Annotated in this window: 14 protein-coding genes; 9 read left to right on the top strand and 5 right to left on the bottom strand. The window is 71.8% G+C overall.

Going from position 1 to position 14,884, the window contains the following annotated elements; all coding sequences use genetic code 11:
- Window positions 1-23 precede the first annotated feature (23 nt).
- The 3 genes from ASF49_RS11290 to secB form a co-directional block, all read right to left on the bottom strand.
- Entirely contained in the window at window positions 24-515 is a 492-nt protein-coding gene (locus ASF49_RS11290) for a DUF3429 domain-containing protein (RefSeq protein WP_056472309.1), read from the bottom strand.
- 79 nt (window positions 516-594) lie between these two features.
- The gene (locus tag ASF49_RS11285) at window positions 595-1,872 is read right to left on the bottom strand and encodes an MFS transporter (RefSeq protein ID WP_056472307.1); all 1,278 of its coding nucleotides are present in this window, start codon (window positions 1,870-1,872) and stop codon (window positions 595-597) included.
- Between the two features lie 192 nt (window positions 1,873-2,064).
- Complete coding sequence (secB, locus tag ASF49_RS11280) at window positions 2,065-2,574, bottom strand: protein-export chaperone SecB (protein WP_056472304.1); 510 nt, start codon at window positions 2,572-2,574, stop codon at window positions 2,065-2,067.
- A 501-nt stretch (window positions 2,575-3,075) separates the two neighbouring features.
- Between secB and ASF49_RS11275 the strand changes: the two genes are divergently transcribed.
- The 9 genes from ASF49_RS11275 to ASF49_RS11235 all read left to right on the top strand — a co-directional run bounded on the left by ASF49_RS11275 (window position 3,076) and on the right by ASF49_RS11235 (window position 13,168).
- Window positions 3,076-3,807 (top strand): Tim44/TimA family putative adaptor protein, encoded by a 732-nt coding sequence (locus ASF49_RS11275; protein ID WP_056472300.1) that lies wholly within the window; start codon window positions 3,076-3,078, stop codon window positions 3,805-3,807.
- 98 nt (window positions 3,808-3,905) lie between these two features.
- Window positions 3,906-5,003 carry a murein transglycosylase A gene (mltA, locus tag ASF49_RS11270; RefSeq protein ID WP_056472296.1) on the top strand — a complete coding sequence of 366 codons (1,098 nt, stop codon included), beginning with the start codon at window positions 3,906-3,908 and terminating at the stop codon, window positions 5,001-5,003.
- Complete coding sequence (locus ASF49_RS11265; RefSeq protein WP_056472292.1) at window positions 5,000-5,662, top strand: Smr/MutS family protein; 663 nt, start codon at window positions 5,000-5,002, stop codon at window positions 5,660-5,662. Before mltA ends, ASF49_RS11265 begins: the two co-directional genes overlap by 4 nt.
- Window positions 5,663-5,987: 325 nt before the next feature.
- Window positions 5,988-7,253, top strand: coding sequence for a transcription termination factor Rho (gene rho / locus ASF49_RS11260; protein WP_431739897.1), 1,266 nt, complete (start codon window positions 5,988-5,990; stop codon window positions 7,251-7,253).
- A 146-nt stretch (window positions 7,254-7,399) separates the two neighbouring features.
- Window positions 7,400-8,716: a tRNA uridine-5-carboxymethylaminomethyl(34) synthesis GTPase MnmE gene (gene mnmE, locus ASF49_RS11255; RefSeq protein ID WP_056472288.1), complete on the top strand. Its 1,317-nt coding sequence runs from the start codon at window positions 7,400-7,402 to the stop codon at window positions 8,714-8,716.
- A gap of 116 nt (window positions 8,717-8,832) precedes the next feature.
- Window positions 8,833-10,713: a tRNA uridine-5-carboxymethylaminomethyl(34) synthesis enzyme MnmG gene (gene mnmG / locus ASF49_RS11250; protein ID WP_056472285.1), complete on the top strand. Its 1,881-nt coding sequence runs from the start codon at window positions 8,833-8,835 to the stop codon at window positions 10,711-10,713.
- Window positions 10,703-11,353 (top strand): 16S rRNA (guanine(527)-N(7))-methyltransferase RsmG, encoded by a 651-nt coding sequence (rsmG, locus tag ASF49_RS11245; protein ID WP_056472281.1) that lies wholly within the window; start codon window positions 10,703-10,705, stop codon window positions 11,351-11,353. The genes mnmG and rsmG overlap by 11 nt, the downstream gene beginning before the upstream one ends.
- Window positions 11,350-12,198: a ParA family protein gene (locus tag ASF49_RS11240; protein WP_056472277.1), complete on the top strand. Its 849-nt coding sequence runs from the start codon at window positions 11,350-11,352 to the stop codon at window positions 12,196-12,198. The genes rsmG and ASF49_RS11240 overlap by 4 nt, the downstream gene beginning before the upstream one ends.
- A 70-nt stretch (window positions 12,199-12,268) precedes the next feature.
- Entirely contained in the window at window positions 12,269-13,168 is a 900-nt protein-coding gene (locus tag ASF49_RS11235) for a ParB/RepB/Spo0J family partition protein (protein ID WP_056472759.1), read from the top strand.
- An 11-nt stretch (window positions 13,169-13,179) separates the two neighbouring features.
- On the opposite strand, the gene holA is transcribed toward ASF49_RS11235, so the two are convergent.
- Both holA and lptE read right to left on the bottom strand, forming a co-directional pair.
- The gene (gene holA, locus ASF49_RS11230) at window positions 13,180-14,208 is read right to left on the bottom strand and encodes a DNA polymerase III subunit delta (protein ID WP_056472273.1); all 1,029 of its coding nucleotides are present in this window, start codon (window positions 14,206-14,208) and stop codon (window positions 13,180-13,182) included.
- A 13-nt stretch (window positions 14,209-14,221) separates the two neighbouring features.
- Window positions 14,222-14,797, bottom strand: a complete 576-nt coding sequence (gene lptE / locus ASF49_RS11225; protein ID WP_243214519.1) for an LPS assembly lipoprotein LptE — start codon at window positions 14,795-14,797, stop codon at window positions 14,222-14,224.
- Between the last annotated feature and the right edge of the window lie 87 nt (window positions 14,798-14,884).

Raw genomic sequence — 14,884 nt, 5'->3', positions numbered from 1 at the left:
CGGGCCAACAGGCGCGCCGGGCCTCAGAGCGCCAGGGCGAGCAGCGCCGCGAGGCTCAGGATGGCGATCGGGATCTGCACCGGGCGCAGACGGGCGAAGAACAGCGGCGCCTCCCCGCGCCGGGCCGCGATCGGATCGAGGACGGCGATCGCGCTGAAGCCGAGGAGGAGCAGGACCAGGGCCGGTACGGCCCGGTCGAGGGTTGCCAGCACCAGGGCGGCGAAGCCGAGGCCGAAGAGCCCGATCATGGTGGCGATCTGGACGATGGTCGCCCCGCCCTCGGTGCGGAAGCTGACGCCCCGGCGCACGCCGGAGAGGAACAGCAGGATGGCGCAGCCCCACAGGACGGTCAGCGCGGCCGCGGCCTGTCCGAGAGGGGCGCCGCGCCAGCCCCAGGCGACGAGCGCACCGACCGCGAAGGGCAGCATGGGGCCGTAGCCGAACACGATGCTGAGCCAGGGCACGGCGCGCGGTTCGGTGACCCGCAGGGTCCGTCCGTCGGGTCGTTCGTCCATCGTCGGGGGCTCCGGTCGGTGAGGCTCTCTCGCCAAACCGGGGCGGCCGCCCGCTGTTCCGCGGGGCGTCGATCGGCCCTCAGGCCGTTTCCGGCCGCGTCTCGCGCCGGGACCGGCCGGGTCCGGTCGCGCGCTCCCGGGACGGCTCCGGCGGGGCCTTGCGCTTGCGCCCGCCGCGGCCCTCACTGGTGGTGTCGAGCCAGAGGACGAGGGCGAGGGCGAGGAGCGCTGGGGCACCCAGCGCCAGGAAGGCGCCGGTCCAGCCGAGCATCGCCTGGGCGAGGCCGCCGTACCAGGCCGAGAGCGCGCCGCCGATGCCCTGGATGGCGTTGAGGGAGCCCAAAGCCGTCTGGGTGCGGCCGGAGCCCCAGGTCAGGTCGGCCACCACCACCGGCACCGCGACGCCGATGATGCCGGAGGCGACGCCGTCGAGGATCTCGGCCGAGATCAGCCAGAGGGGATCGTCGATGAAGGCCGAGAGCGCGGCGCGCACCGGCAGCACCGCGCAGGCGGCGATGAGGAGCTGGCGCCGGCCGCGCCGGTCGGCCAGCGAGCCGGCGAACAGCGCCACCGGGATCATCACCAGCTGCGCCACCATGACGTAGCGCGCGGTCCAGCTCGTCGCGTCGACGGCGGTGGCCACCAGCTTCTGGCCCAGCAGCGAGAGCATGCCGCCGTTGCCGAGGTTGAACAGGGCCAGGGCCACGGCCAGCACGAGGAGCCGGCGGTCGCCGACGATGCTGCGCAGGCCGGCGCGCTCCGGCTTGTCGTCGGAATCCTCCTGCCAGCCCACGGCCCGGCGCTCGCTGTAGCAGTGTCCCGGCGTGGTGACGGTGGCGACGATGGCCAGGACCGCCATGCCGCCGAGCACCCAGAAGGCGATGGCCGGGCCGAACCAGCCGGTGCCGAGGCCGATGCCGCCGGCCGCGAGCAGGATGCCGAGATGGTTGAAGGCCTGGTTGCGGCCCTGCTGCCGGGGGAAGCGGTCCTTGCCGACGATGCCGAGGGTGAGCGCGGTGACCGCGGGCAGCAGCAGCGTGCCGCCCGCGGCGGCCATCATCTGCGCGGCGAAGACCGGGATCACGCCCCGGGCCGGCAGCAGCAGCAGGGTTCCGCACAGGATCGCCCCGCAGGCCAGGGCGATCAGCAGCCGGGGCCGGCCGAGGCGGTCGACCAGGGCGCCGAAGGGCCCGCTGAGGAGGAGGGAGCCGATGCCCACCAGGGTGGTGACGAAGCCCACTCGCGCGGGACTCCAGGAGGCGGCCTCGGCGAGCCAGGTGCCGAGGAACGGGCCGAGCCCGCCCTGGATGTCGCCCGTGAAGACGTTGATCAGGGCGAGGTGATGCGTAGCGAGCATGCGATCCAGGGGCTGGAGCGATCCGGCGACCGGCGGCGCACGGGCCGCGACCGGACGGGCTCCGAGTAACGGCCAAGTCCGGCCTTCGATCCTCCGGCCTTCGATCCTCCGGCTTGGGGTCGCACGGGCCTCCGGGCCCGCCCCGGGCGCGGGCGCGCGCCGGCGGGGCGGGCCCGGAGGGACGGGGCGCCCTTACGAGGCGAGCGGGCCGGTCTCGCCCTGGGCCTGGGCCTCCATGGCCTTCTGGCGGTAGAGGCCGACGAAGTCGATCGGGTCGATGTAGAGGGGCGGGAAGCCGCCGTTGCGGACGGCCTCGGCGACGATCTGGCGCGCGAAGGGGAAGAGCAGGCGCGGGCACTCGATCATCACGGCCGGATGGAGCTGATCCTGCGGGATGTTGCGCATCCGGAAGATGCCCGCATAGGTCAGCTCGAAGGCGAACAGCACCTCGTTGGCGATCTTGGCATCGCCTTCCAGGGTCAGGTCGACCTCGAAATCGAACTCGGCGATCTGCTTGGCGTTGACGTTCACCTGGATGTTGATCTGCGGCCCGCTCTCCTGCGGCTGCAGCGAGCGCGGCGCATTCGGATTCTCGAAGGAGAGATCCTTGGTGTACTGCGCGAGCGAGTTGATCGTCGGCGTCGCGTCGTCGGTCTGCGCCGTGGCGCCACCGTTGCCGTTCGGTGCCGGAGTATCGGCCATGGCGTTCTGTCCTCTTCCTGGGTCGTCGGGGCGCGGTGCGGCCTGGGTCTTCTGCGCTCGGATCCTGAGGGCGAGCCCGTGACAGGCGCCGGTCCCGGTCGCTCCGAGCCGGGCGGACCGGGCCGCACACCGACACGCCGTCACCGCTCGGTCGGCGCGATAGCGCGCTATCACGCTCGTCCGCACGGGACAAGGCGAGGCGGGTCAAGGCGGCGCAGGCGCACGTCCTCGCCTGGAATCGGCGTCCGCGATATCCATATCTCCGCACGACCCCGGAGGTTCGACCCCGATCGAGACTCCGCGCGTGAGGAGCCGGCCCGCGCCTTGCGCAGGAGCCGGCAACTGCGCGACATGGTCGGGACCATTTCGGCCGGGACCGGCTCGGCGGGGCTTGTCCGGGCCGGGCGTGTCTCGGCCACGCTTGTCGGCCGAGGACCCGGGCCGGGTTTCCAGAGCCCCGTGAAGTAACGTATTCGTGCCAAGGCCACGATCGGATCAGTGATGCAGGACTCCTTCGACTTGACGACCCTGATCTTCCTCGCCCTGGCGGTGTTCGTCATCTGGCGTCTGCGCTCGGTACTCGGGCAGAAGACCGGCACGGAGCGCTCGCCGTTCAAGCCGGTGGACCGCAGCCGCACCGAGCCGCCGGCCGCGCGCGGGGACGGCGACAACGTCGTGCGCCTGCCGGGTGCCGACCGGGTCCAGCCCCAGGCCGATCGCGGCCAGACCGCGGTGAAGACGGATGTGCGCGACTGGCGCGGCATCGCCGAGCCCGGCTCGGCCATCGCCCAGGGCCTCGAGGCCGTCGTCCAGGTCGAGCCCGCCTTCGATCCGCGCGCCTTCGTGGAGGGCGCCCGCAGCGCCTACGAGGCCATCGTGATCGCCTTCGCGAAGGGCGACCGCAAGACCCTGCGCAGCCTGCTCTCCCGCGAGGTCTGCGAGGGCTTCGAGCGCGAGATCGATGCCCGCGAGGCCCGCCGCGAGACCGTGGAGACCACCTTCGTCTCCCTCGACAAGGCCGAGATCGTGGCCGTCGACGTGAAGAACCGCGTCGCGCAGATCACCGTGCACTTCCTGTCCCACCTCATCACCGCCACGCGCAACGCGCAGGGCCAGGTGACGGACGGCAGCGCCGAGGCCGTGGTAGAGGTGCCCGACGTCTGGACCTTCGCCCGCACCCTGGGCACCCGCGACCCGAACTGGCAGCTCGTCGCCACGGAAGCTGGCGCCTGAGCCCGACGGTGCACAAGGTCGCGTGAACCGGTTCTCCCGTCCCGCGGCGGTCCTCCTCGCCGCCCGGCTCGGCCGCCCCCGCGGCCGAGCCGTTTCGCGTGGGCGAGGCGGTGCTGGAGCCCGTCGAGGCCGCGACCCTGCCGGGCTTTCCCGGCCCCGACGCCGCCGGGGCGCTCGCGGCCTTCCGCCGGACCTGCCGGACCCCGCCGGCGACGCCCCAGCCCCCCACCGTCACGGGGGCGCCCGAGGCGCTCCGGGCCGCCTGCGCCCGGGCCGAGACCGTGCCCGAGGCCGACGCGGCGCGCTTCTTCGCCGAGGCCTTCACGCCCTACCGGGTCGTGCGCCCCGCGGCCGGAGGCAACCCGGAGCGGCGCACGGGCTTCCTCACGGGTTACTTCGAGCCGGAGCTCGTCGGGTCCGCCACCCCGAATGCGGATTTCACCGCCGCGGTGCTCGCCCGCCCGGACGATCTCGTCGGCCTGGAGCCCGGCGAGACCCGGCCCGGCCTCGACCCGTCCTTGCGCGCCGCGCGCCGGGTCGGCGACGGGTTCGAGCCCTATCCCGACCGGGCCGCCATCGAGGACGGCGCCCTGGGCGCCCGCGCGCGGCCCCTCCTCTACCTGCGCGACGCGGTCGACCTGTTCGTGCTCCAGGTTCAGGGCTCCGGCCGGGTCCGCCTGATCGACGGGCGCTCGGTCCGAGTGCTCTATGACGGCCGCAACGGCCGGCCCTACACCTCCATCGGCAAGCTCATCGTGACGGAGGGGCACCTGCCCCTGGACGGCCTCACCCTGGCGCGCTGGACCGGCTGGCTGCGAGCGAACCCGCAGCATGCCACCCGGCTGATGCGGGCCAACGCCTCCTACATCTTCTTCCGCCTCGCCGAGATCGACGACCCGAATCTCGGGCCGCCCGGCGGCGCCGGCGTGCCCCTGAGCCCCGGCCGCAACCTCGCGGTGGACGCCACCCTCTGGCGCTACGGCCTGCCGTTCTGGCTCGAGGGCCGGATCGCCGGGTCCGCCGATCCAGGGCGGCTCGTCGTCGCCGCCGATACCGGCTCGGCCATCGTCGGCCCGGCGCGGGGCGACCTCTACCTCGGCACCGGCGCGCAGGCCGGGATCGCCGCCGGCAATCTGCGCGACGCCGTCGGCTTCGTCGTGCTGCTCCCGAGATCGGGGACCGGATCCGCCCCATGAAGACGCCCCGGCGCCCGCGCGGCCTCTCCGGCGAGGACGCCTACCTGTGGGGCGAGATCGCCCGGCTGATCACCCCCCTGCGCGGCCGCATCACGGGGCGGGGCGCGACGGGCAAGCCGCCCGCCGCCACGCCCGTTCCGGCGCCGACGCCCGCATCGACCAGGGGCGCGCCACTCAAGCCCGTCGCCGCGAAGCCGGTTCCGGCGAAGCCCGCACCGCCCAAGCCGATGCCGCGGACCCTCGCCAAGCGCGCAGCGCTGAAGCCGAGCCCGCCGTCGGCCCTTCCCGCGCCCGTCCCGGCACCGCCGCCGCCGATGGCGCCGGGCCTGGAGCGCCGCGCCCGCCTCGCCCTGCGCCGGGGCGCCCTCCAGGTGGATGCCCGGATCGACCTCCACGGGATGTACCAGGCGGAGGCGCACGGCGCGCTGGTCGGCTTCCTGATGCGGGCGCGCGCGGCCGGCCATACCCACGTCCTCGTGGTCACCGGCAAGGGCGGCCCGACCTACGACGACGCCTTCTCCGAGCGCGGCGTGCTCCGCCGCAGCGTGCCCCACTGGCTGCGCGCGCCGGAGCTGCGCACCGTGGTCCTCGGCTTCGAGGAGGCGGCCCGCCATCACGGCGGCGCCGGGGCTCTCTACGTCCGCCTGCGCCGCCGCTGAGAGGTGCCGGGCGGTCTCCGGCGGACGGACCTTGCGAAAAGCCGCGAAACGCGCTACCGCTGGGGCCTCTCCTCGTTACGCCGCGTTGCATCCGTGAGCCCCTGGCTCCGCCAAGACGATGCGCGGAGCCGTCTTTCCCCAAGGCGGACCGACTGATCGGCGCCGAAACGGCGCCCGGCGACCAAGCTCCCCGACTGCCATTTCCGACCCTCTGCCCCGCCTCGCCCTTCCCGCCGGTTCTGAATCCCCCATGACGTCACCGTACGAGACCCTCCCCGTGGAAAGCCCGGCCGAGGGCGGAATCGTCGCCGCCGATCTCGACGGCATGCGCGAGGTCAAGCTCCAGGACCTCAAGTCCAAGACGCCGACCGACCTGATCGCCTTCGCCGAAGAGGTCGAGGTCGAGAACGCCTCGACCATGCGCAAGCAGGAGCTGATGTTCGCGATCCTGAAGCAGCTCGCTGCCAAGGAGGTCGAGATCATCGGCGCGGGCACCGTCGAGGTGCTGCAGGACGGCTTCGGCTTCCTGCGCTCGTCCGATTCGAACTACCTGCCGGGTCCCGACGACATCTACATCTCGCCGACGCAGATCCGCCGCTTCGGCCTGCGCACCGGCGACACCGTCGAGGGACCGATCCGCGGCCCCAAGGACGGCGAGCGCTACTTCGCGCTGCTGAAGGTCAACACGATCAACTTCGAGAACCCGGAGAAGATCAAGCACAAGGTCCATTTCGACAACCTGACGCCGCTCTTCCCGACGCAGCGCTTCAAGCTCGAACTGGACAATCCGCCGAAGAAGGATTTCTCACCGCGGATCATCGACATCGTCGCCCCGATCGGCAAGGGCCAGCGCGCCCTGATCGTGGCGCCGCCGCGCACCGGCAAGACCGTGCTGATGCAGAACATCGCGCAGTCGATCACCATCAACCACCCGGAATGCTACCTCATCGTGCTGCTCATCGACGAGCGCCCCGAGGAAGTGACCGACATGATCCGCTCGGTGAAGGGCGAGGTCATCGCCTCGACCTTCGACGAGCCGGCCACCCGCCACGTGCAGGTCGCCGAGATGGTGATCGAGAAGGCCAAGCGCCTCGTCGAGCACGGCCGCGACGTGGTCATCCTGCTCGATTCGATCACCCGCCTCGGCCGCGCCTACAACACCGTGGTGCCGTCCTCCGGCAAGGTGCTGACCGGCGGCGTCGACGCCAACGCCCTGCAGCGCCCGAAGCGCTTCTTCGGTGCGGCCCGCAACATCGAGGAAGGCGGCTCGCTCTCGATCATCGCCACCGCGCTCATCGACACCGGCTCGCGCATGGACGAGGTGATCTTCGAGGAGTTCAAGGGCACCGGCAACTCGGAGATCATTCTCGACCGCAAGGTCTCCGACAAGCGCATCTTCCCGGCCATCGACATCACCCGCTCGGGCACCCGCAAGGAAGAGCTCCTGGTGCCGCCGGATGCGCTCAAGAAGACCTACGTCCTGCGCCGCATCCTCAACCCGATGGGCGTCACCGACGCGATCGAGTTCCTCATGGACAAGCTGCGCCAGACCAAGAGCAACAACGATTTCTTCGACTCGATGAACACCTGAGACCGACCCGGCCGACCCCGGGACCATCATGTCCCGGGTCCGCCAACCCTTTACTTTTGTTCAACGATTTCTGGCCGAAACCAGTTTATTAGCTGGTTAACGATAGATTGACGGCGACTGGTGTCGGCGTCCGGGGCGTCGCTCCCATGCCCGAACAGACCACCCTCTTCGCGCCCGCCACCGGCTCTGGCCGGTCGGCCGTCGGCGTCATCCGCATCAGCGGGCCGGCCTCGACCGCGGTGATCCGCTCCCTCGCCGGTCCCCTCCCCGCCCCCCGCCGCCTGTCCCTCCGCACCCTACGCGCGCCCGACGGCACGCAGCTCGACCAGGCCCTCATTGCCTGGATGCCGGCGCCCGCGAGCTTCACCGGCGAGGACATGGTGGAACTCCACCTGCATGGCGGCGTCGCGGTCCGTGGCGCGGTCCTGCGGGCGTTGGCCGAGATTCCCGGCTGCCGGCCGGCCGAGCCCGGGGCCTTCACCCGCCGCGCCTTCCTCAATGGCCGCCTGGACCTCACCGAGGCCGAGGGGATCGCCGACCTGATCGATGCCGAGACCGAGGCGCAGCGGCGCCAGGCCCTGCGCCAGCTCGACGGCGCGCTCGGCAAGACCGTGGCCGACTGGCGCCATCGCCTGGTCGACCTGCTCGCCGGCGTGGAGGCGGCCCTGGATTTCTCGGACGAGGGCGATGTCGACGACGCGGCCCTGGACGCCACCCTGGCCGACGCGGCGCGGACGATCCGGGACGAAATCTCGGCGGTGCTCGCCGATGCCCGGCGCGGCGAGCGCCTGCGCGACGGCTTCACCGTCGTCCTCGCCGGACCGCCCAATGCCGGCAAATCCACCCTGCTGAACGCGCTGAGTCGGCGGGAGGCGGCCATCGTTTCCCCGACGCCCGGGACGACGCGCGACGTCATCGAAATCCGCTGTGATCTCGGCGGCCTTCCGGTGATCCTCGTCGACACGGCGGGCCTGCGGGACGCGGGCGATGCCATTGAGGCGGAGGGCATCCGCCGGACCCGTATGCGCATGGAACAGGCCGACCTCGTCGTCCTGCTGGAAGGCCCGGAGGGGGAAGCGGGGGTGGACATGCCGCCGCTCGACGGGTCGGTCCTGCGCGTCCGCAGCAAGCGCGACCTCGTGCCGGCCGGAGCCGTCCCGGACACCCAGATCGGCATTTCCGCGTTGACGGGGTCGGGGCTCGATCGGCTGATGGCGGCGATCGAGGCGCGGGCCGCTGAGGCCGTCGGAAGCGGCGATGCCCTCATCACGCGCGAGCGTCACCGGCTCGGACTGACCCGCTGCCGCGCGCATCTCGACCGTCTCCTGGCCGGCGTCGCCTTGCCCGAGCTCGCCGCCGAAGACCTGCGGCTCGCCGTTCGGGCTCTCGGAGAGGTAGCCGGGCATGTGGGTGTCGAGGAGATGCTGGACCGGCTGTTCTCCGGCTTCTGCATCGGCAAATGAGCGAGCCATTCGGCGCCCTGTGACCGCGGGGGCACGAGGCTCCGGTTTCACGTGAAAACCACGCTGCGGCGCATCCATGCGTTGACCATCCGCACCCCAGCCGCTTAATCGATCCCATGCACCACATACCTGATTCCTACGACGTCATCGTCGTCGGTGGAGGCCATGCCGGCGTCGAGGCCGCGGCCGCCGCCGCACGGATCGGAGCCCGCACGGCCCTCGTCACCCATCGAGCCGCCACCATCGGCGCGATGTCCTGCAACCCGGCCATTGGGGGCTTGGGCAAGGGCCACCTCGTGCGCGAGGTCGATGCCCTGGACGGGCTGATGGGCCGCGCCGCCGATGCCGCCGGGATCCAGTTCCGCCTGCTCAATCGGCGCAAGGGGCCGGCCGTGCGCGGCCCGCGCACCCAGGCCGACCGTAAGCTCTATGCCCGCGCCATGCAGGCGGCCATCGCCGAGACCGCGAACCTGCGCGTGATCGAGGGGGAAGTGGCCGACCTCACCCTTGCCCAGGGGCGCGTCTCCGGCGTCATCCTCGCCGATGGGCGCACGCTCCCCTGTGCCGCCGTCGTCCTGACCACCGGCACCTTCCTGCGCGGCCTGATCCATATAGGCGAGACTCGGATCCCGGCCGGCCGCGTCGGCGAGGCCCCGTCCGTGGGCCTGGCCCAGACCCTCGACCGCACCGGTTTCGCCCTCGGCCGCCTCAAGACCGGAACGCCCGCACGCCTCGATGGCCGCACCATCGACTGGTCAGGCCTGGAGATGCAGTCGGCGGACGCGGACCCGGTCCCGTTCTCGACCCTGACGGAGCGGATCACCACCCCGCAGATCCAGTGCGGGATCACCCGCACCACCCAGGCGGTGCACGATCTCATCCGCGCCAACCTGCACCGCTCGCCGATGTATTCCGGCGGCATCGCCAGCCGCGGCCCGCGCTATTGCCCGTCCATCGAGGACAAGGTGGTGCGCTTCGGCGACCGCGAAGGCCACCAGATCTTCCTCGAACCCGAGGGCCTCGACGACCCGACGATCTACCCCAACGGCATCTCCACCGCGCTTCCCGAGAGCGTCCAGCGCGACGTCATCGCCCTGATCCCCGGCCTGGAGCGCGCCGCCATCCTGCGGCCGGGCTACGCCATCGAATACGACTACGTCGATCCCCGCGAGCTCGACGCCACCCTCCAGGCCAAACGCCTGCCGGGCCTGTTCCTGGCCGGACAGATCAACGGCACCACGGGCTACGAGGAGGCGGCGGGGCAGGGGCTGGTGGCCGGCATCAACGCGGCACGCCTCGCCGGCGGCTGGGCGCTCACCACCTTCGACCGGGCCGAGTCCTATCTCGGCGTGATGATCGACGACCTCGTCACCCACGGGGTGAGCGAGCCCTACCGCATGTTCACCTCGCGCTCGGAGTACCGGCTCTCCCTGCGCATCGACAATGCCGACGAGCGCCTGACGCCGAAGGGCGCGGCCCTCGGCTGCATCGGGCAAGATCGAGCCGCCCATTTCGCCGTGGCGCAGACGGCGCTCGACACCGCGCGCGCCCGGCTCGACAGCCTGAGCCTGACCCCGAACCAAGCGCGGGCCGCCGGGATCGAGCTCAACCAGGACGGCATCCGCCGCTCCGCCTTCCAGCTCCTGTCCCACCCCGACATCGACTGGGCGCGCCTCTGCGCGGTCTGGCCGGAACTGTCTCCGGTCCCACCCCGCGTGGCCGAGCGGCTCTGCACGGATGCGACCTACGCCGTCTATCTCGACCGGCAGCAGGCGGACATCGCCGCCTTCCGCCGCGACGAGGCGGTCGCCCTGCCGATCCGCCTGGATTATGCCGGCATCCCCGGGCTTTCGAACGAGATGCGTCTGAAGCTCGAAGCCGTACGGCCGGGGACGTTGGGGCAGGCGGCACGGATCGAGGGCGTCACGCCGGCCGCCCTCACCCTCCTGGCCGCCCATGCCCGCCGGGCGGAGCGCGGGGCCGGCCATGGCCTCTGATCGCGACCGCGACCGCGACCGAGATCGGGTCCTGGCGACCGCGGGTGTTTCACGTGAAACAGCACGGCGCCTCGACCTCTATGTCGAGCAGCTGCGGCGCTGGCAGAATGTGAAGAACCTCGTCGGGCCTGCGACCCTCTCCGAAGTCTGGACCCGCCACATCGCCGATGCGATCCAGCTCCTGGAGATCGCCCCGGAGGCGGAGACCTGGCTCGACCTTGGGGCCGGGGCCGGTCTGCCCGGCCTCGTCCTCGCCATCGCGGGTCACGATCGCCCCCGGTTTCAGGTCGATCTCGTGGAGAGCAACGCGCGCAAATGCGCCTTCCTCACCGAGACCGCCCGCCTCACCGGCGCACCGGCGAAAGTCCACAACGCCCGGATCGAGGGGGTCATCGACGCCCATCGCGGCGTCGCGGTGGTCTGCGCCCGGGCACTCGCGCCCCTCGCCCAGCTGCTCGCCTGGGCGGAGCCGCTGTTGACAACCGGCACGGTCGGCCTGTTTCCGAAAGGACGGGATGTCCAATCGGAATTGACCGAGGCCGCGCAACGGTGGAGATTCGTTTACGATCTCGTGCCGAGCCGAACCGAGTCGGAAGCGCGGATCGTCCGCGTCACGACCCTATCTCGCGTGGATTCATGACAAGCGATCCGACTCCCGTACCGACGACCGGAGGCCATCCGGATCGGCCGCTGCGCATCCTGGCCCTCGCCAACCAGAAGGGCGGCGTCGGCAAGACGACGACCGCGATCAACCTCGGCACGGCTCTGGCCGCCATCGGCGAGAGCGTCCTGGTGATCGATCTCGATCCGCAGGGCAACGCCTCGACGGGCCTCGGCATCGACCGGCGCCAGCGCAAGGTCTCGACCTACCACGTGCTGGCGGGCGAGGCGTCCCTGGGTCAAGCCTGCATCCCGACGGTGGTGCCGCGCCTGATGGTGGCGCCCTCCACCATGGACCTCCTCGGCCTGGAGCTGGAGATGGCGAGCGCGCCCGACCGGGCCCACCGCCTGCGCAACGTCCTGAAGGGCGTCGGCGAATCCGGTGCCACGGGGGGGGTCACCTACGTGCTGATCGACTGCCCGCCCTCCCTGAACCTCCTCACCATCAACGCCCTGGCCGCCTCCGACGCGGTGCTGGTGCCCCTGCAATGCGAGTTCTTCGCCCTGGAGGGACTGAGCCAGCTGCTGCGCACGGTCGAGCAGGTACGCGGCGCGCTCAATCCGCGCCTGACCATCCAGGGCATCGTCCTGACCATGTTCGATCCGCGCAACAACCTCTCGGCGCAGGTGGTGGCCGATGTGCGCAGCTTCATGGGCGAGAAGGTCTACGAGACCATGATCCCGCGCAACGTGCGCGTGTCCGAGGCGCCCTCGCACGGCAAGCCCGTGCTGCTCTACGATCTCAAATGCGCGGGCTCGCAGGCCTATCTGCGCCTCGCCTCCGAGATCATCCAGCGCGAGGGGCGCCTGCCCGTCGCCGCGTGACGATGCGGGGGCGCCCTGCCCCCTTGTGTGACGAGCGTTTCCCGAAGGTTCGGAGTTGAAGCAGGTGGCGATGGCGGATGATGTGGTGCGGCCCCGGCTCGGGCGCGGCCTCGCGGCCCTGATCGGCGATTTCGGCGACGACAACGCGGAGGCGAACAAGTCCCAGGCGCAGCGCAAGGTTGCGGTCGAGTTCCTGCGCCCGAACCCGCGCAATCCGCGCCGCCGCTTCAACGAGGCGGATCTCGAGGAGCTGTCGGCCTCAATCAGGCTGCGCGGAATCATCCAGCCGATCGTCGTTCGGGCCATGCCCGGCGTGCCCGACACCTACGAGATCGTGGCGGGCGAACGCCGCTGGCGCGCGGCCCAGCGGGCCGGGCTCCACGAGGTGCCGGTGGTCACCGTGGAGATCGACGACCGGACCTCGCTCGAATTCGCCATCCTGGAGAACGTCCAGCGCACCGACCTCAACGCCATCGAGGAGGCCGCCGGTTACGAGCGGCTGATGAGCGAGTTCCAGTACAGCCAGAGCGAGCTCGCCGAGATCCTCGGCAAGAGCCGGAGCCACCTCGCCAACACCCTGCGTCTGCTCCAGCTCGCCCCGGCCATCCAGGACCGCGTCGTGGCCGGCGAGATCACGGCCGGCCACGCCCGTGCCCTGCTGGCCGTGCGCGATGCCGAGGGCGTCGCCCGCCGGATCGTGGAGGAGGGCCTGTCCGTCCGCGAGGTCGAGGCGCTGGCCTCCGCCGAGGTGCCCGAGGGCGATGGCCCCCGCCCCGGCCGGCCCCGTCGCGCGGCCGAGAAGGACGCCGAGATCCGGACCCTGGAACAGGCCATGGCCCGGGCGCTGGGCATGACCGTCGCGGTGAAGTCCAAGGTGGCGGGAGCGGGCGAGATCCGCATCCGCTACGAGACCGCCGCCGAGCTCGAGGCCCTGTGCCGGCGCTTCGACGTCGGGCAGGCAGAGGCCTGACGGCCTGACCCCTATCGCCGCCGGGCGGCCTCGGTGGCGATGCGCAGGAGCGTGCTCGATGCGTGGGCGTGGGCCAGGTCCGGGTCCGCGCGGCGGCAGGCGAGCACGGAATCCTGCAGCAGCTGGATCGCGTGCCGCAGGGCCGGGGGCGACCAGCGGGCGAGCTGCGTCTCGACCAGCGCCTTGCGCCGGAAATGCAGGCCGCGCCAGTTGGCCACCATCACACCGGCGCTCTGCCCCTCCCCCGCGAGCCGCGTGGCCAGCAGCGTCAGGGCGTGCCGAAGGGCCGAGCCGAGCATGACGGAGGGGTCCATGCCTTCGTGGCGGAAGCGCCGGTAGTCGCGCTCGACCTCGCCGCTGCGCCCGGCGAAGGCGGCGTCGATCAGCGTATTGAGGACGCTGCCGGCGACGTCGCTGACCACCGCCTCGACGTCGTCGAGGCTGACGCTGCCCTGGCCCCGCGCGTAGAGGGCGAGCTTCTCGATCTCCGACAGGCTGGCGCCCCTGTCGCCGCCGAGGCTGGTGGCGAGGACGTCCCGGGCTTCGCGGGCGATGTGCAGGCCCTGGTCCTGCAGGGTGCGGTCGATGAGGTCGCCGAGCGCCCGTTCGTCGTCCGGGTAGCAGGGCAGGGCGAGGGCCTTCGGGGATTTCTCGCAGAGGGTCCGCAGGGGCGCGCTCTTGGCGAGGTCGCCGCCCTCCACCACGATGCGGGCGTTCCGGATCTCGGCCTTGAGGGCGGCCTCCACGGCGGGGGCGTAGTTGCGGCTCCCGGAGCGGACCCAGATCGTGCGGGTGCCGCCGAACAGCCCGACGGTGCCGGCTTCGTCCACGAGGCGGCCGGGATCCTGGGCCAGCACGTCGCCATCGATCTTCACCAGGGCGAAGGGATCGCCCGGATCGCTGACGAAGGCTTCCGCCAGCGCCTTGGCACGGGTGAAGACGAGGCCCGTATCCGGGCCGTAGACGAGCAGGATGGCGATGCGCGGGTCGGGCCCGCGGCGGATCAGGCCGTCGACGTCGCTGGCCTTGACGGCGGTCACGGGGCGGTCCGGCTCAGGGCTTGGTCACCAGCACGGAGGCGATGCGGGTCTTGATCTGCTCGGCCAGGACCTTGGCGAGGCGGATCTCGGCGTCGCGGGCGGCCCGCAGGCTGGCGAAGCGCTGGATCGAGCGGTCGTAGGTGGCGGTCGAGGTCGCCACGCCCTCGCTGATGATCTTCGTGCCGCTGAGGTCTTCCAGGGCGTACTTCACCGTTCCCACGATGGTGCCGGCCTCGGCGCGGCCGGTCTGCGAGGACACGATCGGGGTCTGCACCGATTCGCTGCCCTGCATCTTCAGGCGGTAGCGCTTGGTCGAGGGCTGGCCCGAGCCGTCGAGGTCGAAGATGAGCTCGCTGCGCAGGTAGTGCCCGAGGCGCTCCTGGCCCTGCGCCATCGCCACGTCGTCGACCTGGACGGAGGCGAGGAGGGCGGCCATCGGCTCGCCCGAGGCGGTGGGGCCGTAGAGGGGGCGGAAGCAGGCCGACAGGTTGAGCGCCAGGACGGCGACGGCGGCGACCCGCACGGCCCGGCCGACCGTGCCGGCCACCGCTGCCCGAACCGCCCCTGCCCCGTTTGCCAAGCGCATCATGCCCGCCGCCGTCCCGCTGTCTCGTCCCGCCCGTCTGTACGGCGAACCGAGGTCCGACGACAGCCTATTCGGCGCAAGCTTTACGTT

This window comes from Methylobacterium sp. Leaf104 (genome assembly GCF_001422885.1).
Lineage (GTDB): Bacteria > Pseudomonadota > Alphaproteobacteria > Rhizobiales > Beijerinckiaceae > Methylobacterium.
Note: the sequence above shows the minus strand (reverse complement) of the source record. Positions and strands in the feature narration are given on the sequence as shown.

Coding starts and splice junctions, on each gene's coding strand:
- ASF49_RS11290 (WP_056472309.1), bottom strand. CDS start 515: ATGGACGAACGACCCGACGGACGGACCCTGCGGGTCACCGAACCGCGC.
- ASF49_RS11285 (WP_056472307.1), bottom strand. CDS start 1,872: ATGCTCGCTACGCATCACCTCGCCCTGATCAACGTCTTCACGGGCGAC.
- secB (WP_056472304.1), bottom strand. CDS start 2,574: ATGGCCGATACTCCGGCACCGAACGGCAACGGTGGCGCCACGGCGCAG.
- ASF49_RS11275 (WP_056472300.1), top strand. CDS start 3,076: ATGCAGGACTCCTTCGACTTGACGACCCTGATCTTCCTCGCCCTGGCG.
- ASF49_RS11265 (WP_056472292.1), top strand. CDS start 5,000: ATGAAGACGCCCCGGCGCCCGCGCGGCCTCTCCGGCGAGGACGCCTAC.
- rho (WP_431739897.1), top strand. CDS start 5,988: ATGCGCGAGGTCAAGCTCCAGGACCTCAAGTCCAAGACGCCGACCGAC.
- mnmE (WP_056472288.1), top strand. CDS start 7,400: ATGCCCGAACAGACCACCCTCTTCGCGCCCGCCACCGGCTCTGGCCGG.
- mnmG (WP_056472285.1), top strand. CDS start 8,833: ATGCACCACATACCTGATTCCTACGACGTCATCGTCGTCGGTGGAGGC.
- rsmG (WP_056472281.1), top strand. CDS start 10,703: ATGGCCTCTGATCGCGACCGCGACCGCGACCGAGATCGGGTCCTGGCG.
- ASF49_RS11240 (WP_056472277.1), top strand. CDS start 11,350: ATGACAAGCGATCCGACTCCCGTACCGACGACCGGAGGCCATCCGGAT.
- ASF49_RS11235 (WP_056472759.1), top strand. CDS start 12,269: ATGGCGGATGATGTGGTGCGGCCCCGGCTCGGGCGCGGCCTCGCGGCC.
- lptE (WP_243214519.1), bottom strand. CDS start 14,797: ATGATGCGCTTGGCAAACGGGGCAGGGGCGGTTCGGGCAGCGGTGGCC.